The organism is Dorea sp. Marseille-P4042 (genome assembly GCF_900290215.1).
Taxonomy (GTDB): Bacteria; Bacillota; Clostridia; order Lachnospirales; family Lachnospiraceae; genus Dorea; species Dorea formicigenerans.
Map to the genome: position 1 here is coordinate 337,228 of NZ_OLMI01000002.1, position 20,554 is coordinate 357,781.

The following is a 20,554-nucleotide window of genomic DNA, read 5'->3' on the forward strand; positions in this document are numbered from 1 at the left end:
CCGATTATAAAAAGAGCCTTTCATAAAAAATATGAAAGACTCTTTTTCTTATAGGTTAAAATTAATAAATAACTACTTTTGTTCCTCTTGGGATATTATCATAAATCCATTTTGCATTATCAATCTGAAGTCGTACACATCCATGTGAAAGCGGAATACCCACTCTTCCATCCATCAAAGAACCATTATATTTACTGTAAAGTACACTGTGGAATAAATAATTTCCATAGAACTGTGTATACCAATAACATCTGGCTGATCCAGAATCAAAATAATATCCTTTCCCCTGTACTGTAAATGTTCCAGAAACAGTTGGAGTAGATGCTTTTCCAGGCGCACAATCCCAATATTTAATATTATTCCATGCACCAAATCCGCCTGCAAATATAGATACTTTACATGCAGCACGATCTACCAGAATCAAGTAATTTGTATTACTGGTATATGCCTGCGCCTTCGCGAGCATCTCAGCCTGCTTTCCGGATAACATACTGCCATTAGCCTGTAACTGCCATCCATCAATAGACCTTGCCCTAGCCATTGCTCCATGGCTTCCTCCATGTGAATCGTTTTCATAATAAAAATAATACCAGTTATTATCAATCCATTGCCAGCCGGTTCTCATGGCTCCATTTCCAGCCAGATAATACCAATTACCACCTACATATAACCAATTTGTTGCCATTGCTCCGCCTTGATTAAAATAATACCATGCTCCGTTAACAACTTTCCAGCCACCTAAAAATGCTCTATTTCCATTGGCCGGATCAAGATAATACCAATATCCGCCAACATTCTGCCAACCCGAACAAATCTGTCCTGATGTCTCCCCATAATAATACCAGTCATCATCAACTTTATACCAGCCCGCACGCATAGAACCATTTGCTTCAAAAATATAATCTACACCTGCAATTGTTTTTTCTGTACCGGAGATCATCAGTCCCGGATAATCTATGTTATCCGGATCAAAATAATACCATTTTGTTCCAACTTTTACCCAGCCAGTTACTTTTGCTCCATTACTTAGTACATAATACCAGCCTTCTGGTTCTGAAATCCAGCAATTTTTCTTCATTGCTCCACTTTTATCAAAGAAATATTCTGCACCATTAATTTCTTTTTTACAATCTGAAATCATTAAATATGGATGCTCTGCATTGTCTCCATCAAAGAAATACCATGTACCATTTACGTACTTCCATCCACTTACAATTACTCCGCTACTTAATGCATAATACCACCCTTCGGCTTCATGTATCCAACAATTTTTCTTCATTGCTCCACTGTTTGAAAAATAGTAATCTGCACTATTAATAGTTTTTCTAGTATTCTCTACCATAAGATACGGGAATTCTTCATTTGCTTCATCGAAATAATACCATGATTCATTGATATATTCCCAACCATCAGCAAACGTTCCATCAGATTTTGCGTAATACCAGCCTTCGGTTTCATGTATCCAACCTTTTTGCATCGCTCCACTGGCACTGAATGCATATGTTTTACCAGCAATCACCTGAAACGTATCAGCACTCATAACTCCTGGTTTCTGCTCATCTTCTCCATTCAGATAATACCAGCAATTTCCTATGTAACGCCATCCTGATGCGCGATTTCCATCTGCATCATAATAGTACCAGTCTTCTTCCTCCTGATACCAGCCCGGTGTTGAAGTTTCCGGAATCACTTTATCCTTATTACCATCTTCCAGTTCTCCTTCACCTTCATCTGGTTTTTGTGCTTCACCTTCTAAAACAACTGTTTGATTTTCATTCTGATCAGGTTCTTCCACTTTTTTCTGCTCCTGACCATCCATAATCTGCTTATCCGGCTGCTCTGCACTTATCTCCTGAACCTCCTCATCATTTTCTTCCGCTAATGCGCGAACAGACAATGATGATGTGTTCAATGCGACTGCAAGAGCAAGAAAAAGCGCAACTTTTTTTAAAATTTTCCTCTTCCTCATACTTTCTCCTCTCCGTACTATCAAGTACAAGTTTCTTGTATATAGTGTATCATATTAGAAAAAATTTCGCGAATCTTTATATGCAATTTCTATAAAAACTTTTTTATTGATCTATTTAATGATGTAGGTATCAAAAGCCACATTTTCTGTGACTAATGACCACACATTAATATAAAAGATATAATAACACCTCAAAACACCCACATTATCTTTTAAAAACTACCAGCCTCTGTCCCAAATAATTGAACACTACAAATGCTCCCATTCCGACCAACATCGATACATTATCACGAACAACTGTAGCTTGCCCTGCAAGTATCCAGTTGACAAACGGTTTTGCCAGACCATATGCCAGCAAATAGCAGATTGTAATATTAACTACAAATATTCCCACCTGTCTCCAGGATTTTTTCTTGTCCTGGAAAGTAAAATATTTATTCAAAAAGTAACTCACAATACTGCCCACAACATAATTGGATGCTGACGATACCCAGTAATTCAGATGGCACAGATTATATGCTACGAACATTACTGTTGTCCCCACAAGTGTGTTTATAATTCCAACTAAAATAAATTTCCAAAAAGTCAAGTCTAAATACTGTTTTATATTTTTCATCTTTTATTGCACACTTCCCATTCCTTCTCCGAGGACATACTGCTGTCCATCTGTGTTTACAGCATATACATGTATATGATACTCTCCCAATACAAAATTAAAATTGGCAATGTTCACATTTGTCGAATATGTCCCATCTTCGTTCTGTGGTAACTCCACCCATTGCAAATCACTCTGATCTTCGTTGTGCCAAACCACTGCTGTTACAGATGCAATACTGTCATCATTTGCAATATTATAAGCAATAACAGGTAACGCCGCGGTATGATAATCATACTCTCCGACTGCTATTTCACCTGTTGGTACTTCCCCTTGTCTTAATAAAAGTTCCTCGTTATTTATATCTTTAATTTCAAATACTTCTTATCGTTTCAGGTACTTGTTTCACTGTGCTTCTATGATAAAATTCTTTTTCCTCCACAAACACCTGTTAAACTTCCATGATTATACCACACACTGTATTTTCCCGCAATAAAACATATCCAGTGAATGTCTTTTTACAATCGCTGGATATCATGTCCCTCTGCCTTTATTCTGCTTCCGCCACTTACCTTTTCAAGAATGCCTCGGCATTTCGGCTGTGGTTTGATCGCAATGTTCCGCCCTTTGTGATCTTTTTTCGGTTTCCAGTCTCTTCCCACCAGGTCGTCCAATGATACATCAAAATAATCTGCCAGTGCACATAATTTGTATATGTCCGGCAGTCTCTTGTCTGACTCGTATCTTGTGTATGTAGAACGGGCGACACCGATGGCATCTGCAATCTCTTCCTGTGTATACCCTCTTCCGATTCTTTTAATCTTAATGTTCAATCCTACTTGCATGCTGTCACCTGTTTTCTCTTTCGTCAATTTATGAACCAAATCCTCTGGCACTGCTTCAATTATAACATTTTGTCTCATAATACGGAACTATTCTTTTTCTAGTTTAAATGTTGCATACCTATTCGTTTTTGTTATAATAAGATTAGATTTGTTGAAAAGGAGGGGTTTTTTTGGTTCCTTTATCTGGTTCTGATGTCTCAGCACAGGATATTGAACAGCTGCTTCGGACTCTTGGTGCTTCTCCGGTCTATGCCGGCTTTACGCCAGCCGTAACAGCTCTTCAATATGTTCTGGCGGACCAACAGCTGTTGACATCTCTTACCACCAGACTTTACCCAAAAGTTGCCGAATCCTGCGAAATTGCGCTTCCTTGCGTTGAACGGAATATCCGTACAATGATTGCAGTCATCTGGGAGAAGAACCAATTTTTATTCCAGATTGTTGTTGGATATCGCATGACCGCAAGACCATCTGTCGGAGACTTTTTAGCCAGCCTTTCCACTTTTCTGATGTATCATCCGGCCAAAGACTGGCCGGACTATCTGCGATAAAAGAATGTTATCGCAAAACATAAAAAAGTACCATGTCAGGCATTTTCTCGTGTCAACATGGTACTTTTTGTCATTCTCGTGTCCCCGTTTGTTCTCTTATTCAGCCTGCAGTCTCTGTACCATAGCCCAAAGTGCCTGCGCTGAGTTAAAGTTTTCCGGAATAATGTCAGCAGGTGTTACTGATACATCGAACTCGTCTTCCAATTCTCCTACGATAGACAGGATTGCAAAAGAATCCAGGATTCCATCATCAATCAATGTTGTACATGTCTCATAGTCAGCATCCGGCTGAATATCCTCTAAAATCTCAATTAATTTTTCCATAGTTATTATCTCCTTTTCTATTTTTTCATTTTTTCTGTACATTCCGTGTTGATCGGGTAGCTTTCTGTTGCTTTTCTGGCCTCTGTAAATCCGTCTTTTTCAGACCAGAACAGAATCCTTGGCATGCGCCGGCTCAGGAAGAGATAGATTCCTTCTGTTACAGAATAAGCACCCGCCCGTTCAAATACAAGAGCGTCGCCAATCTTTGCATGTTTCAGCGGCATCTGTTTCACCAGTACATCATTGACCGTACACAGAGAGCCACAGATGTTCCAAAGAACTTCTGATTGTTCTTCTGATTGTTCGTCCGATGTCTCCAATGGAGCATCCGGAATGTGTTTATGATGCGGCATCTTCATAGCCATTGCCTGTCCGTAGTAATTCAGATGGTTCAGTCCTCCATCTACGATACAGTAGTTCTGTCCGTGGTTGACTTTCTGATCTACGATACGAGTCACGTAATAACCACAGTATGCTGCAATATAGCGTCCCATTTCCAAAGTGATTTTCCCTTGGAATTTTAATGTTGCAAGTGTATCTGCAAATTGCTGCAGCAATGACTCATCATCTACCTCATCTTCATTTTCAAAATAAGGGATATAAAATCCCGGTCCATATTCCAGAACTTCAGCATCATAATCGCATGTTTCTTTCAGACGTGTAAGTATGTCATCCAGCCAATGCAGCTCTTTTTCAATCTTAGAGAACTTCTTTTTCTGAGTACCGGAATAGCACTGAATCCCTTCAATCCGCACATGTGGGTAGTCGTTCTTTTTAGAAACAATATTAAAAGCTTCTTCTTCATCTATGCCGAACTGGTTTCCACTTGTCACACGGATCAGTGCATGAATCGTAATGTTTTCTTCTTTTGCACACATTTCCAAGAGTTCCAGATGCTTCCTGGATTCGATTGTATACACGCCTGCATTTCCGTAAGTATGCATCGCATGGGTAATGTCGCATTTTTCCTTATTCACACCGGACAGTACAATTCTCTCCATTGGAATTCCGACTGTCTCACAAATGTGAAATTCTCCCGGGGAACATACCTCGAATTTGTCTGCCGTATCCTTTAACGGTCCGATCAGAAATGGGTTGGCTTTCATTGCAAAACAGATTTCTGTCCGTTCGCCCAGTATCGTTTTCATCATCTGAACTCTGGATTTTAACATATCCAGATCAAAGATATACGCAGGAGTCTCTTCCTGTCTAAGATAAGCTTGTAAGATTTCCTGATTCATAAGCTTCCTCCAGTTTCTTACGGTCGATTTTTCCATTTTTCGTAAGTGGAAATTCTTCTACTTTCACAAATACATTCGGAATCATGAATCCCGGAAGTCTTGTCCCGATTGCCCGGACGATTTGTTTCTTTTCCAGGTCTCCTTCATAGAATGCAAGAATTTTCCCCTTTACCTCGTCATACATGCAAAGGCTCCGACCTAGTCCTTCCACTGTCTCCAGTGCAGTCTCAATCTCTCCAAGTTCAATACGATGTCCCATATGCTTAATCTGGAAATCTTTTCGTGATGCGAAGTACAGATTCCCATCTTCACCGTAATATGCCAGATCTCCTGTCCGGTAGATTGGCTCCAGATAAGATTGATTCAATGGATTTTGCACAAATGCTTTTGCCGTCTGTTCCGGGTTATTGTAATATCCAAGTGACAAAGCAGTACCGGATACGCAGATTTCTCCTTTTTCTCCAGGTTTTGTCACTTCCCGGTCTTCTTCATCTAAGAGAAATACCTTTTCATTTGGAAATGGTTTTCCAATCGGAAGATTTTCTCCTGGTTCATATTCACGGTCAATAATATGATACGTACAGTTACATGTAATTTCAGTCGGACCGTAAACATTCACATACATAGCTTCCGGCAGATATTTCTTCCAGATGTTCAGATGCTTCACCGGCATGACTTCTCCACTGAATATGACTTTACGGATCTTCTGTGGCACTTTATAATCAAATCCTTTTAATGTTGATATGATACACAGTGCAGAGACCGCCCAGATCAGAGTCGTTACTTCCCGCTCGACCAGATAATCCAGAAGTTTTGTCGGAAATGAGAAAAACTTCTTTGGAATGATCTGCATAGTTGCTCCACATTTTAAAGTAGAGTAAATATCTTTTACCGACACATCAAAATCGAATGGTGCCTGATTTCCAATAACATCATGTTCTGTAATGTTGAATAATCTCGTAAATTCTTCTATAAAGTCAATGACTGATCTGTGGCTTACAACTACACCTTTTGGCACACCAGTGGAACCGGAAGTGAAGATTGCGTAGAGCGGATCCACATCCCGGCTCTGTTTTCTTACATTATCAAGATACTCCGCATCTACCTGTGTCTGAAGTGCCTCTTCCATCATAATGACTTTGCCGTCAAATTCCAGACGCTCTCTTGGTTTATCATATGCTGGATCCGTCAACAGGACTTCTGCCTGTAATGTATCCAACACTGATCTCAGACGTTCTGTCGGAAGTTTCGGATCCAACAGAATATAAAAGCAGCCTGCGGATACGATTCCCATAAATGCATAAATAGCTTTTACGCCTTTATCCATAAGTACAGGAATCGGTTTTCCAGGAGTTACTTCCCTTCCCAGTCTTGTTCCTACTGCTCTGGCACTTTTGATCAGTTCGTCGTATGTGCACGCTGTCTCTTCATCTGCAAAGGCAGTCTTACCCGGAAATCTCCGGGCAGACTCCTCTGCATAGCATAAAATATTTCGAATCAATTTATTACTCCCCTAACCCGCTTTCTACAGCTTCTATCATTGCTTTTAATGCTTTTTCTTCTTCTTCCCCTTCACAGATCAGCAGGATCTCATCTCCGGATTTGATTCCGGCACCAAGGATACTTAGTACACTCTTGGCGTTGGCAATAGAATTCTCATACTCAAATGTGATCCGGCACTCAAATTTGTTTGCGATATTGCTGAAAATTCCAGCCGGACGCAGATGCAGTCCTGTTGGATTTGTGATTTGTACTTTCTGACTTACCATAGCTCTGCTCCTTATTTCTCTTCCAGTATAACATTTACAGATACCGTGCTCTCAAGCACACAGCCATCCGGAACGCCTACCGTTACCGGGACTGTATAAGTTCCAGCCGTCTGGTAGTTCTTAAGATCAATGCTTACATTATCACTGATCTTATATTGATCCAGTATATCTCCCGGCCCACGGATCTGAATCTCCAGTACATCTGCTGATTCATAACTTAGTGATAATCCATTTGCCAGGTTATTTACCTTGATGGCTCCCATAGAAATATCATAAGATTTTGTTCCATTTTTGTCAATTCCTACAGTCACAACTACAGATCCGGCATTTTCATCTGTCAGTGAAATATCTTCTGGAAGATATTCTGTGATGTCCACAACTTTCTCTGTCTTAGAAGTCAGTCCGGACATATTGAGTGCCGATGCCGGAACTGAGATCTTCTTCAACTTTTTCAGTTCTTCCGCTCTGCCGGTCACATTTACATGATCCGGCTCATACTTGATATCGCTGACAGAATATCCGTCTGCTGCTGTAATCTGTGAAGTATCAAATTCAACCTTAACGCTCTTCGTCTCAAGCACCTGTACACTGACAGATACACCTTCCGTACCAAGGTTATTGGCAAGAAGTGACTGGTCGATCACATTGTTATCACTATCGTATAATACAAGCTCTGATTTTGTCACAACGTCTTCAGATAATCCGGACACACTGACAGATGCCTCAACTTTACTGATGGAATCAATGACAGACTTCGGTCCCCGGATAGATACCATCTCCGGCACTGCCTGAATCTCTCCAAGTGTATAGCCATCTCGGACGGTTCCTGTCGTCTTTGGAACAATCGGGAATTTCTTCGTCTCTTCATCTTCCAGTTTTACCTGAAGATTACGTGGAGATACTTCTACACTTTCATAGTTGACTCCTGTAATCTCAACGCTGATCGGAATCTGTGTCTGAAGCGTCAGCTCTTTCATGTCTGCAGTCGCTTTTATATTATCTGCTTTTATCTTATTAAGTACAGATCTCTTTGCCCGTACTGTCACAGAGACATTCTGCGTGCCATCCTCAATCTGATAAGTCTGATTGGTCGCCGCAAGCACCTCTGCATTCGTTACCGCTACCGGTATATTATTAAATGTCTGGGTTGTTACCGGGTCATCGATATTTACCACAATCAGCCACAGCATCACTGCCAGGAGGAAGGATAATATCTTAAGGCCCCAATTATTCATCAGTCCTTTTTTCATCTTTATTCCTTCCTTTCCATATATGTTGCAGGAAATTCTTATTCTCCGGCTTTCTGTTCTGTATATAAGTCAGCTTCTCGCGAAGTTCTTCCCTCGTTACTGCCCGATCAAGCACACCTCCCTGTGCTACAGATACCTTGCCGTTCTCCTCAGACACAACGATGATCAGAGCATCACTGACCTCACTCATGCCTACCGCTGCTCTGTGCCTTGTTCCAAGCTCCTTGCTAAGCCCCATGTTATCAGACAATGGCAGATAACATGTCGCAGATACAATTCTGTCACCACGGATAATGATAGCGCCATCGTGAAGTGGTGTGTTGTGCTCGAATATATTCATCAGTACCTGCATGGATACGAGACAGTCCATCTTAATCCCTGTACTTTCATACTCCGTCAGATGTATTGCCTGTTCCACCACGATCAGCGCTCCTGTCTTCACGCGTCCCATGTTGTAAGCTGCATCGATAATACTGTCCATGGTATCTTCACTGAACCTGCTGCTTTCTTTGTTCGTCTCAAATGGTACGATCGAACTCAGGAACTGCTTCTCCCCAAGCTTTTCCAGAGCCCTTCGAAGTTCCGGCTGAAATACTACAACTGCCGCCGTAGCCAGTACCGTTACCGAATTCCTTGCCAGAAATAAAATTGTATGCATCTTAAAAACTGCTGCAAGCAATACAAAGATACCAAGTACAACAATTCCTCGCATCAGCATCCATGCTTTTGTATTGATCAGCCACATTGCAATATGATAGATCAGATATGTCAAAATCAGGATTTCAATAATATCTGTCAGATGCGCATCTGGAAAATACAGTTCCTGACTGACAGCTCCTAATACATGCATAATATACTGTTTCACCCGGTCACCCCCTTTTGCTATAATTATTTATCTTCCCATTTAAAATTCTTTTTTATCTCATATCAGGATCATTTTCAAAACTTCTTCTTAAAAGCTCCTGATCCACATCAGCGTCCATAACATTACGTCTTTTTGATGCCGGACGTTTTTTCTTTTTTTGTCCCTGCTCGCTTTGACGTACCTTTTCCTGTGCCTGTTTTTTTGCTTTTTTTCTAACTTCCGCAGTATCCATGATCTCCGTTTCCTGTCGTTCATTGATCCGCTTCACCGTCTTCTCCGGTGTAGATACTACAATCTTCGGAACTGCTTTTACATAGTAATAGTATTCATCATCTTCGTACTGAAGATTCTCACTTCTTGAATAATCTACGGAGAAGAAGAACAATTCCAGAATCACTCCGATAACCGCTGCTCCGATACTTCCAAAAATCAGTGAACCGTAAGATGCATGGACTCCCATAGCAACATCTCCGATTGCCACTACTACAATATTCACAACAGCTCCCGTTATAACTGCAATAGTCCATGCATGTGCGATTGCCTGTTTGCGAAGCGTATAAACAACCAGTGTACAGATAATAAATGCAACAAGGACAATCCACAGTTCTTTATTCTGGAAGACCTGTTTTGCATATTTCCCAATCTGTCCCATCATACCTTTCACAGAACCGCCCTGCATACCGGAGGCTGCTTTTTTCATATAAGCCATCATATAATATACAACCGTTCCACATCCCACTGCCACCATGGAAATCGGTGACATTAAAAGCGCACATGAGATTGGAACAACAACCGGAATCTTAAGTGCAAATGCCAGTGGTGTCAAAAGTACAACAATTGCCATCTTCGGTGTAAAACGAAGATAAAAAATATACATGATCAGGAAAATCAATGCTGTTACAACAAGTGCTGCGATGGATACTGAATACATATGTACAAGGATCAGTGCTGTTGCCAGAATCACTGTAATGATCGGTGGAAAGAAAGTTGCAATAATCGCAAGTGCCAATGCCACCACCGGCGATGCCAGTGTCTTCATAAATCCTACATTATTGTTGATCATGTAAAATGTCATGACCGCCAGAACAAATTGTATTGCTTTATCCGCCACAATTGAGTATCTGGAATACAAATCCTGCATTCTCTCCCGTATTACATATAAACTGTCCATTACTTTGTCTCCTTTTCATACATCTTCAACAGTCTCGTCAGAATGTGATTATATCTCTTTACCCGCTGTCTCGCTTCCTGATGCTTTTTATTATACAGGTGGCTTGCAATTCCAATATAAGACACAAGAACTACCACATATCCGACAACTGCCGCGAGACCCAACGTAATCAGTAATGCTGTTGACATCTTCTCCATCAGAGTATCAAGTCCTGCGATCATCGCAATTGCCCAGGCTGCTATATAGCCTATTGTCACCCACAGAACCGTATATAAAATGTGCACTCCGGCATAATCTTTTCGATAGTATTCACTGATTTTAAAATCCTCTTTTCCCTGCGTCTGATCATACAGAGCAAGCTGAGTCATTAGCTTGACTTTTCGCTCATCTAACATATATGCACCTCAAAATCCTTTTTTATCGATGAAACATCATTTTCAGTATAGCAAATCTCAGTACCCTTGTCCAATACTTATAGTCAAAAAGTAAACTTTTTGGAACCCCATAGTTTTCAATACTTTTGCAACTTGATCCACGGTATTCCCTGTTGTGTAAATATCATCGATAATAATGACACGTCGAAAATCTGTCGGAAGTCTGTCCGGATCTCCTCCCGGAGCAAATGCATGTTCCAGATTCTTTTTTCTCCCGATGGGATCCAGCTTTTTCTGATAACCAGTGTAATGAACCCGTTTTACCAGATTCGCAACGACCGGAATCCCAAGTATTTTCCCTATCTCTTCTGCCAGAAGCTCCGCCTGGTTGTAACCACGCTTCCTGCGCCTTTTTCTGTGCAGAGGCACCGGGACAAGTGCCTGCGGTCTCCATCTTCGGATCTCTTCTGCATATTTTATGCAGATTTCCTGTGCAAAATACTTCGCAACATATCTCTGATTATGATATTTTAACTGGTAAATTGCCTGGTTCACCGGAGGTTTGTGAAGCCACACCGACAACCCTCTTTCATAAATGTGTTCTGTGTTATAGCAGTCATGGCAAAATTCCCTCTCTTCACAGCGGATTGGTTTCCCACATTTCAGGCATCGCGGTTCATGGATTTCTAATTTTTCCACAGCTTTTCTGCACAAAGGGCATACTCCCCCACGATTTACCTTTCCACAAAAAGGGCAGATCGAAGGCCAGAAAATATCCAACACCTTTTCTGACCATATTTCTCCTTGTCTTTCTCTGCTTTTTTCATACTTTATATTATATTTTACATTCTTTTTTTTATTATATTTTTCTATGATCACTATGCAAGTTCTAGGATTCGCTCCGCCAGACTTGTATTTCGCCGCTGCTCGCTGGTATTCTGGATCATTTCCTGAAATACTGAATCACTGCCCACAAGTGTGACACATTTTCTTGCTCTTGTCACTGCTGTATAGATCAGATTCCGGTTGTAAAGCTGTCTTGGTCCTTGAAGAAGCGGGATGACAACCGCCGGATACTCACTTCCCTGAGCTTTATGTATCGTGATTGCATAAGCAAGCTCCAACTCATCAAGAATCGCATACGGATACTTCACCTGGCGCTGTTCGTCATACTCAACCGTAACCGTCTCCTCGTAAGCGTTGATGTTCTTGATGATTCCCATGTCGCCGTTAAATACGCCCAGTCCTTTGTCAATGGTCATTCCGTATTTCGTGCAGACTTCCCACTCTAGCTGGTAATTGTTCTTAATCTGCATCACCTTGTCACCTTCACGCAGCAGGCGGTCTCCCACTTCTTTTTCCTGCTTTTGGGGTGATGGCGGATTCAGATACTGCTGAAGGATTTTATTCAGCCTCTCCACGCCCAGATTTCCTTTTCGCATCGGTGTCAGCACCTGAATGTCATAAGGTGAGGCATCTACGAACTTTGGAAGTTTTTTCTGGATCAACGTAATTACAACACTGATGATCACATTTGGATCAGACCGTTTTAAAAAGAAAAAGTCCATACTTTTATTGTCCAATATGACTGGTTCTCCACGGTTAATTTTATGTGCATTTACGATAATATCACTCTCTTTTGCCTGCCGGAAGATTTTTTCCAGCTTTACAACCGGGAAACAATCCGATGCGATCATGTCTTTAAGCACTCTTCCAGGGCCTACACTTGGCAGCTGATTTCCGTCTCCGACCATGATCAGTCTGGTCCCCGGCATAATCGCGTCAAGAAGTGCCTTCATAAGCGGCAGATCTACCATGGACATTTCATCAATGATAATCACATCTGACTCCAGCGGATTCTCTGCATTTCTTCCAAATCCATTTCCAAATCCGACATTATCTCTCTTATCATCATCTTCCGGATTGCCACTGACTTCCAACAGGCGATGAATGGTCTGAGCCTCACAGCCGGTTGCCTCTGTCATGCGCTTCGCCGCACGTCCAGTCGGTGCTGCAAGAAGGATATCTGCTCCTTCTTCCTCAAAGAAATGGATCATTGCATTGATTGTCGTCGTTTTTCCGGTTCCCGGTCCTCCAGTCACGATCAGAATTCCGTGCCGCACTGCTTCCATTACAGCTTCTCTTTGTCTGTCATCCAGTGCCAGTTCTGCCTGTTCTTCTATCATATGGATGCGATGCTCCAAAACAGACGGTGTCACATCAAAATCTACATTCAGATCATGCAACATCTTTGCAACCGTGAGTTCCATATAATAATAATGGGAGGAATAAACACGAAGCCCTTCATCCGACTCTTTCAGAACAACTTTTTTCTCCATGGCAAGATCCATCACATACTTTTCAATGTGCTGAACCTCTACATCAAGAAGCTGACTGGCACGATATAGCAGAACCTCCTGAAGAAGATAGACATGTCCTTCACTGACACTCTGAATCAATGTATAGAAAATACCACTTCGAATCCGGTAATCGGAATCTGTGTGTATCCCGACCTTCGACGCAATCTCATCGGCCGTCTTAAAGCCAACTCCCGGCACATGATCTGCCATCTGATATGGATTTTCTTCTATTACGCGATAAACGCTCTGACCATAATGCTGATAAATCCTTGCCGCCAGTGTCGTAGAAATGCCATATTTTTGCAGATAGATCATGGCTTCCCTCATATCCTTTTTTTCTTCTACCTGAATGGCGATCTCTCTGGCTTTCCGCTCGCTGATTCCTTTTACCTCGGCAAGACGCTCCGGTTCTTCTTCAATAATGCGGAATGTATCACCACCGAACTTCTTCACGATCCGTCCTGCCAGCGACGGTCCGACACCTTTGATAGCTCCGGAACCAAGATAACGTTCAATCGACACCTTATCTTCCGGCTGACATACCTTCGAAGTCTCTACCTGAAACTGGGTTCCATACACTTTGTGTACAATATACTCTCCCGTCAGCTCCAACAGTTCTCCCTCTTCAATGTAGTGAAACTTTCCTACACAGGTCAGGTCTCCGTCATCATTATTCAAATTAAATACTGTATACCCGTTGTCTTCATTCCGGTATACAATGTGCTCTACATATCCCTTAATCTCTTCCATCTATTGTCCCAAATCTGCCCGACAGGTATATCATATTCTTTGCAGTTCCCGTCTTGCGCTCATAAGTTCCACATATTCTCCGGTTCCGATTGCTACGACCTGCGTAGGCTCCTCTGCAGTCATTGTATTGATTCCGGTTCTCTCCTCGATCATCTCTTCCAGCCCGCGAAGCTTTGCTCCACCTCCGGTCAGCATGATCCCGCGTTCCAGAATATCTGCGGAAAGTTCCGGCGGCGTACGCTCCAGAACGCTGATAATTGCTTCAATAATCTGGTTGGATGTTCCCTGAAGTGCCCGTTCTGTCTCTGCCGAAGTCACCGTAACTGTCTTTGGCAGTCCTGTAACCAGATTCCGTCCACTGACCTCCATCGCTTCATTTTCGATCAGAGGATACGTCGTTCCAATCTTAATCTTGATGTCTTCTGCGGTTCGGTCTCCGATCAGCAGATTGTGTTTTTTCTTCATATAACGTACAATTGCCTCGTCAAAATCGTCTCCGGCAACTTTCAGTGAGGTACTGACTACCGTACCTCCAAGAGAGATCACGGCCACATCGGTCGTACCTCCCCCGATATCTACGATCAGATTACCACATGCTTTGGAAATATCAATACCTGCACCGATTGCTGCCGCCACAGGTTCCTCGATCAGATAGACATCTCTGGCTCCTGCCGCAAATGTCGCCTGCTGTACCGCATTTCTCTCAACTTCCGTCACACCGCTTGGCACACAGATACTGATACGTGGTTTCTGAAATGTTCTTCTTCCCAGTGCTTTCTGAACAAAATACTTGATCATCTTCTCTGTCACAGTATAATCGGAAATAACTCCCTGACGCAAAGGACGCACTGCGATAATATTGCCTGGCGTTCTTCCCAGCATCAGACGTGCCTCCTCGCCGATTGCCTTCACTTCATTGCTGTCTCTGTCAAATGCAACGACAGAAGGTTCTTTGAGTATGACTCCCTTTCCCTTCACATATACAAGAATACTGGCTGTTCCCAGATCTATTCCAATATCTACTGCCATGATATAACCTCTTTCTTTCTGCTATCCCTTTTATCCATATCATTATCTTTCGTTTTCTCAGGAAGTGCAACCCTTTTTTCCTTAAATATTTGTGAAGATACTTATTTTTCAAGCATCGGCTTGATATATTTTCCGGTGTATGATACCGGACTTTCAGCCACTTCTTCCGGCGTTCCCTTTGCAATAACAGTTCCGCCTTTGTCACCGCCTTCCGGTCCCATATCAATAATATAATCTGCTGTCTTGATCACATCCAGATTATGCTCAATGACTACGACTGTATTGCCGTCCGCTGATAATCTATGCAGAATCTCTGTCAGTTTATGCACATCTGCAAAATGTAATCCTGTCGTAGGTTCATCTAGTATATAGATGGTCTTTCCCGTACTTCTCCGACTCAGTTCTGTCGCCAGCTTGATCCGCTGCGCCTCTCCTCCGGAAAGCTGTGTGGAAGGCTGACCGAGACGGATATAGGAAAGTCCCACATCATAAAGTGTCTCCATCTTTCTTCGGATACTTGGTACATTTTCAAAGAAATGCAATGCCTCTTCCACGGTCATATTGAGTACATCATAAATACTCTTTCCTTTGTATTTTACCTCCAGTGTCTCCCGGTTATACCTCTTTCCGTGGCAAACCTCGCAAGGTACATAAACATCCGGCAGAAAATGCATCTCGATTTTCAGGATTCCGTCTCCGGCACAGGCTTCACAACGTCCGCCTTTCACATTGAAACTGAATCTTCCTTTCTTGTACCCACGTGCTTTTGCGTCTGCTGTAGATGCAAAAAGGTCACGGATGAGATCAAATACTCCCGTATAGGTTGCCGGGTTTGATCTCGGTGTTCTTCCAATCGGAGACTGGTCAATGGCAATCACTTTATCCAGCTGCTCCAGGCCATCAATGGCATTATGTTTTCCCGGAATCACTCTTGCTCTGTTCAGATCTCTTGCAAGACGTTTGTACAAGATTTCATTTACAAGCGAACTCTTTCCAGATCCAGACACACCTGTCACACAGGTCATCACACCAAGCGGGATCTCTACATCCACATTTTTTAAGTTATTCTCTCTTGCTCCTCTGATCTTAATCCAGCCTGACGGATCCGCGCGGTGCTCCGGTACCGGAATCTGCATTCTTCCACTAAGGTAAGCCCCTGTGATGGATTTTTTATTCTTCATGATCTGCTCTGCGGTTCCACATGCAATCACTTCTCCTCCATGCTCACCGGCACCAGGTCCAATGTCCACAATATAGTCTGCCGCACGCATCGTATCCTCATCATGTTCCACGACAATGACAGAATTTCCAAGATCACGCAGATGCTTCAGTGTTCCGAGCAGTTTGTCATTATCCCTCTGGTGCAGGCCGATACTCGGCTCGTCCAGAATATAAGCCACTCCCACCAGACCGGAACCAATCTGTGTCGCAAGACGGATTCTCTGCGCTTCTCCTCCGGATAATGTTCCGGTAGCACGGGCAAGCGTCAGGTAATCCAGACCTACGTCCATCAAAAACTTGATTCTTGCCTGGATCTCTTTTAAGATTTGTCCTCCGATCATCTTCTGCTGCTGCGTAAGCTCCAGACTACCCATAAATGTTTGCAGGTTTTCAATGGACATCTCTGTCACTTCTGCAATATTTTTACCACCGACCGTCACTGCAAGCGCTTCTGCCTTCAGTCGCTGGCCGCCACATTTTCTACACGGAGTGATTCTCATAAACTCCTCGTATTCTGCCTTCATTGTCTCAGATGAAGTCTCCCGGTATCTTCGTTCCACATTGCGGATTAGTCCTTCAAATGCAACATCATAGACACCTTCTCCGCGCTGGCCTTTATAATGAACTTTCACCTCACGGCCATTCGTTCCGTGGATGATCACATCTTGGATTTCCTGTGGATAGTCCTGAAATGGCGTGTCCAGAGAAAAGTCATATGCTTTACAAAGTGCATCAAGAATCGCATAGGTAAAACTCTTCTTATCCGTACAAGACTGCCATCCCATTACGGTAATCGCTCCTTCGCTGATGCTCAGTCTCTTATCCGGGATCATCAGATTCTCATCAAATTCCATCTTATATCCAAGTCCGAAACACTCCGGGCATGCGCCAAATGGATTGTTGAAAGAGAAGCTTCGCGGCTCTATCTCATCGATACTGATTCCACAGTCCGGGCAGGAAAAGCTCTGGCTGAAATTCATCGGCTCCCCGTCAATAATGTCAACAATCATCAGCCCCTCTGCCAGATGCAGTACATTTTCAATCGAATCCGTAAGACGCTTCTCAATTCCCGGCTTCACAACAAGTCGATCCACGATGATTTCTATATTATGCTTGATGTTCTTATCTAATGCGATCTCTTCGGATAATTCATACAGATTACCGTCCACACGCACACGTACATATCCGCTTTTCTTCGCTCTCTCCAGAAGCTTTTCATGGCGTCCTTTTCTTCCACGGACAACTGGCGCAAGGAGCTGGATCTTCGTGCGCTCCGGCAGTTCCATGATCTGATCTACCATCTGATCTACCGTCTGTTTCTTAATCTCACGGCCACATTTCGGACAATGTGGAATTCCGATTCTCGCATATAACAGACGAAAATAATCATAGATCTCCGTCACTGTTCCTACTGTAGATCTTGGATTGCGGTTCGTGGATTTCTGGTCAATGGAAATTGCCGGAGAAAGTCCTTCAATACTCTCCACATCCGGTTTTTCCATCTGCCCCAGGAACTGTCTTGCATAAGAAGACAGAGACTCCATATATCTCCTCTGTCCTTCCGCATAAATGGTATCGAACGCCAGAGAGGACTTTCCTGAACCGCTAAGTCCGGTAAGAACTACCAGTTCATTTCTTGGAATATCCAAGTCTATATTTTTCAAATTATGCTCATTTGCACCTCGTATTTTAATAAATTGTCTTTTTTCATTTTTTGCTGCCATATTTTTTAATTTCCTTTTATTATTTCAAGAATGCCTCGGCATTCTTGCTGCGAGGTGCGCGTCATGTAATTGCATGACATACTTCTACTGCGCACCTCTGCAAGTCTACACTCCGTTTCGGTCGGCGCAAAACCATTGTCCACCGGACAATGTGCGCCCTGCCGTAGGCTATATCTGTTCATTTATTGATAATCGGTTTAAAAGATTCGAAACTTCCTATGCTTACACAATGGTGGAATGACCTTTACTACTCTTTAAGCATCTTCTTCAGCTCGATCAACTTATCACGCAGCTCTGCTGCTGCTTCGAAATTCAACTCTGCTGCTGCCTTCTTCATCTGCTTTGTCACATCGGCAATCAACTTCAAAAGCTCCTTCTCACTCATAGATTCCGGATCTTTATCCATCTGAAGTTCTGTGGCAGCAACCTTCTTAGAAATGCTAATCAGGTCACGGACACTCTTCTGAATCGTAGTTGGCGTAATACCATGTTCCTCATTATATGCCATCTGGATCTTGCGGCGACGCTTCGTCTCTTCAATCGCATTCTTCATAGAATCTGTCATATTATCTGCATACATGATAACATGACCTTTTGCATTACGTGCTGCACGTCCGATTGTCTGCACAAGAGATGTCTCTGAACGCAGGAATCCCTCTTTATCCGCGTCCAGAATCGCCACAAGCGTGATTTCCGGAATATCCAGTCCTTCCCGCAGAAGATTGATTCCGACCAGAACGTCAAAAACATCGAGACGCATATCCCGCACGATCTCTGTCCGCTCCAGCGTATCAATATCCGAATGCAGATAGCGGACACGAATACCAAGTTCCCGCATATAATCGGTCAGATCTTCTGCCATTCGTTTCGTCAATGTAGTGATCAAAATCTTATGTTTTCCTGCAATCTCCTTCTTCACCTCACCAATCAAGTCATCAATCTGTCCCTCAACCGGGCGCACCTCGATTTCAGGATCCAGAAGTCCTGTCGGACGGATTACCTGCTGTGCACGTAAAAGTTCATGCTCTTCCTCATACTGTCCAGGTGTCGCAGACACGAACAGTACCTGATCAATCTTACTTTCAAATTCTTCGAAACTAAGTGGACGGTTATCCAGCGCAGACGGCAGCCGAAATCCATAGTCCACCAGCGTTCTCTTTCTGGACTGATCTCCGTGGTACATACCGCCAATCTGCGGAACCGTCTTGTGCGACTCATCGATCATTATGATAAAATCATCCGGGAAATAATCCATCAATGTATTCGGTGGCTGCCCTGGAGCAAGTCCTGCCAGATGCCTGGAGTAGTTCTCGATCCCTGAACAGAATCCGGTCTCACGCATCATTTCTATATCAAAATTCGTTCGTTCCGCAATTCTCTGGGCTTCCAGAAGTTTATCCTCACCTTTGAAATATTTCACCTGTTCTTCCAGTTCAATCTCAATATTTTTAATTGCTTTTTCCATACGCTCCTTCGGTACAACGTAATGGGAGGCCGGAAATATTGCAATATGATTCAATGTATTTTTAATCTCTCCGGTAAGCATGTCTATCTCCGAAATCCGGTCAATCTCATCTCCGAAAAATTCCACACGGATAGCCGTATCGCCACGGTCTGCCGGTACAACTTCTATTGTATCTCCGCGCACCCGGAATGTTCCCCGCTTGAAATCCATATCATTTCTGTCATATTGAATATCTATCAGCTGGCGTAACACTTCATCTCTGTCCTTCTCCATCCCCGGACGGAGCGATACCATCATCTGCTCAAAATTTTCCGGTTCACCAAGACCATAGATGCAGGAAACGCTGGCAACTACAATTACGTCCCTCCGCTCGATCAATGCTGCTGTCGCAGATAATCTCAGCTTATCAATCTCTTCATTGACAGAAGAATCCTTCGCAATGTAGGTGTCTGAAGATGGGACATAAGCCTCCGGCTGGTAGTAATCGTAGTAGGAGACAAAATATTCCACTGCGTTATCGGGGAACATCTCCTTGAACTCTCCGTATAACTGAGCCGCTAACGTCTTATTATGAGCGATGACAAGTGTCGGCTTCTGTAATTGCTGAATCACATTTGCCATCGTAAAAGTCTTTCCAGAACCCGTAACCCCTAGTAAAGTCTGGCATTGATTGCCTTCCTTGAACCCTTTCACAAGCTCTGCGATCGCCTGTGGCTGGTCTCCGGTTGGCTCGTATGGGGCTTTCAATTTGAACTCATTCATGGTAAATCCCTCCATTTGTGACTTTTACTATGACCACTATCAGCCAAAAATTCGTAATCAGATTCGTAACAAAAAGCTTATTTTATGGTGAATAAACGTCCTTTTCACCTCGTTACGAATAAAAGTCACATTACGTAGTATCCCTGTGGGAAAACTGATTTTTGCGGATAAAACAGCACTCGGAAATGCCTGATGATACTAGGCTCCGGTTCTGTCATATTTTTACTGTTTGTTCCTGTAACAGTCCCTATTATATCAAACATTTTTTTGAAAGTATATAGATGAAAGC

The 20,554-nt window shown here is 42.8% G+C and carries 18 protein-coding genes; 1 reads left to right on the forward strand and 17 read right to left on the reverse strand.

Annotation, left to right across the window (positions count from 1 at the left end):
• Positions 1 to 61: 61 nt before the first annotated feature.
• The 4 genes from C7E02_RS06995 to C7E02_RS07010 all read right to left on the reverse strand — a co-directional run bounded on the left by C7E02_RS06995 (position 62) and on the right by C7E02_RS07010 (position 3,487).
• On the reverse strand, positions 62 to 1,969 hold the full coding sequence (locus C7E02_RS06995) for a L,D-transpeptidase family protein (protein WP_105309166.1): 1,908 nt from the start codon (positions 1,967 to 1,969) through the stop codon (positions 62 to 64).
• Between the two features lie 205 nt (positions 1,970 to 2,174).
• Entirely contained in the window at positions 2,175 to 2,585 is a 411-nt protein-coding gene (locus tag C7E02_RS07000; protein ID WP_005331747.1) for a GtrA family protein, read from the reverse strand.
• Between the two features lie 3 nt (positions 2,586 to 2,588).
• Positions 2,589 to 2,936, reverse strand: a complete 348-nt coding sequence (locus C7E02_RS20430; RefSeq protein WP_105309167.1) for a GBS Bsp-like repeat-containing protein — start codon at positions 2,934 to 2,936, stop codon at positions 2,589 to 2,591.
• Between the two features lie 146 nt (positions 2,937 to 3,082).
• Positions 3,083 to 3,487, reverse strand: a complete 405-nt coding sequence (locus tag C7E02_RS07010) for a helix-turn-helix domain-containing protein (protein ID WP_242978768.1) — start codon at positions 3,485 to 3,487, stop codon at positions 3,083 to 3,085.
• Between the two features lie 92 nt (positions 3,488 to 3,579).
• Here C7E02_RS07010 and C7E02_RS07015 point away from each other — a divergent pair, with 92 nt between their 5' ends.
• Positions 3,580 to 3,960 (forward strand): sporulation initiation factor Spo0A C-terminal domain-containing protein, encoded by a 381-nt coding sequence (locus tag C7E02_RS07015; protein ID WP_005330501.1) that lies wholly within the window; start codon positions 3,580 to 3,582, stop codon positions 3,958 to 3,960.
• A gap of 96 nt (positions 3,961 to 4,056) precedes the next feature.
• On the opposite strand, the gene C7E02_RS07020 is transcribed toward C7E02_RS07015, so the two are convergent.
• The 13 genes from C7E02_RS07020 to uvrB form a co-directional block, all read right to left on the reverse strand.
• Positions 4,057 to 4,284: an acyl carrier protein gene (locus C7E02_RS07020; RefSeq protein ID WP_005330499.1), complete on the reverse strand. Its 228-nt coding sequence runs from the start codon at positions 4,282 to 4,284 to the stop codon at positions 4,057 to 4,059.
• Positions 4,285 to 4,301: 17 nt separating this feature from the next.
• Positions 4,302 to 5,525, reverse strand: coding sequence for an alanine racemase (locus C7E02_RS07025; RefSeq protein WP_105309168.1), 1,224 nt, complete (start codon positions 5,523 to 5,525; stop codon positions 4,302 to 4,304).
• Complete coding sequence (locus C7E02_RS07030) at positions 5,494 to 7,026, reverse strand: amino acid adenylation domain-containing protein (RefSeq protein WP_105309169.1); 1,533 nt, start codon at positions 7,024 to 7,026, stop codon at positions 5,494 to 5,496. The genes C7E02_RS07025 and C7E02_RS07030 overlap by 32 nt, the downstream gene beginning before the upstream one ends.
• A 4-nt stretch (positions 7,027 to 7,030) precedes the next feature.
• Positions 7,031 to 7,294 carry an HPr family phosphocarrier protein gene (locus C7E02_RS07035; RefSeq protein WP_005337938.1) on the reverse strand — a complete coding sequence of 88 codons (264 nt, stop codon included), beginning with the start codon at positions 7,292 to 7,294 and terminating at the stop codon, positions 7,031 to 7,033.
• Positions 7,295 to 7,305: 11 nt separating this feature from the next.
• Positions 7,306 to 8,544: a CdaR family protein gene (locus C7E02_RS07040; RefSeq protein ID WP_105309170.1), complete on the reverse strand. Its 1,239-nt coding sequence runs from the start codon at positions 8,542 to 8,544 to the stop codon at positions 7,306 to 7,308.
• The gene (gene cdaA / locus C7E02_RS07045; protein WP_005330488.1) at positions 8,522 to 9,394 is read right to left on the reverse strand and encodes a diadenylate cyclase CdaA; all 873 of its coding nucleotides are present in this window, start codon (positions 9,392 to 9,394) and stop codon (positions 8,522 to 8,524) included. The genes C7E02_RS07040 and cdaA overlap by 23 nt, the downstream gene beginning before the upstream one ends.
• A gap of 67 nt (positions 9,395 to 9,461) precedes the next feature.
• Positions 9,462 to 10,580 (reverse strand): hypothetical protein, encoded by a 1,119-nt coding sequence (locus tag C7E02_RS07050; RefSeq protein ID WP_105309171.1) that lies wholly within the window; start codon positions 10,578 to 10,580, stop codon positions 9,462 to 9,464.
• On the reverse strand, positions 10,580 to 10,975 hold the full coding sequence (locus C7E02_RS07055) for a hypothetical protein (RefSeq protein WP_029732381.1): 396 nt from the start codon (positions 10,973 to 10,975) through the stop codon (positions 10,580 to 10,582). The genes C7E02_RS07050 and C7E02_RS07055 overlap by 1 nt, the downstream gene beginning before the upstream one ends.
• 57 nt (positions 10,976 to 11,032) lie before the next feature.
• Entirely contained in the window at positions 11,033 to 11,737 is a 705-nt protein-coding gene (locus C7E02_RS07060; protein ID WP_330371135.1) for a ComF family protein, read from the reverse strand.
• Positions 11,738 to 11,832: 95 nt separating this feature from the next.
• Positions 11,833 to 14,064, reverse strand: coding sequence for an SF1B family DNA helicase RecD2 (recD2, locus tag C7E02_RS07065; RefSeq protein WP_029732383.1), 2,232 nt, complete (start codon positions 14,062 to 14,064; stop codon positions 11,833 to 11,835).
• A gap of 30 nt (positions 14,065 to 14,094) precedes the next feature.
• Entirely contained in the window at positions 14,095 to 15,093 is a 999-nt protein-coding gene (locus tag C7E02_RS07070; RefSeq protein WP_005337949.1) for a rod shape-determining protein, read from the reverse strand.
• A 101-nt stretch (positions 15,094 to 15,194) separates the two neighbouring features.
• Positions 15,195 to 18,038 carry an excinuclease ABC subunit UvrA gene (gene uvrA / locus C7E02_RS07075; RefSeq protein WP_105309172.1) on the reverse strand — a complete coding sequence of 948 codons (2,844 nt, stop codon included), beginning with the start codon at positions 18,036 to 18,038 and terminating at the stop codon, positions 15,195 to 15,197.
• Positions 18,039 to 18,285: 247 nt separating this feature from the next.
• A complete protein-coding gene (uvrB, locus tag C7E02_RS07080; protein ID WP_105309173.1) occupies positions 18,286 to 20,265 on the reverse strand; it encodes an excinuclease ABC subunit UvrB in 1,980 nt (659 codons plus the stop codon).
• Between the last annotated feature and the right edge of the window lie 289 nt (positions 20,266 to 20,554).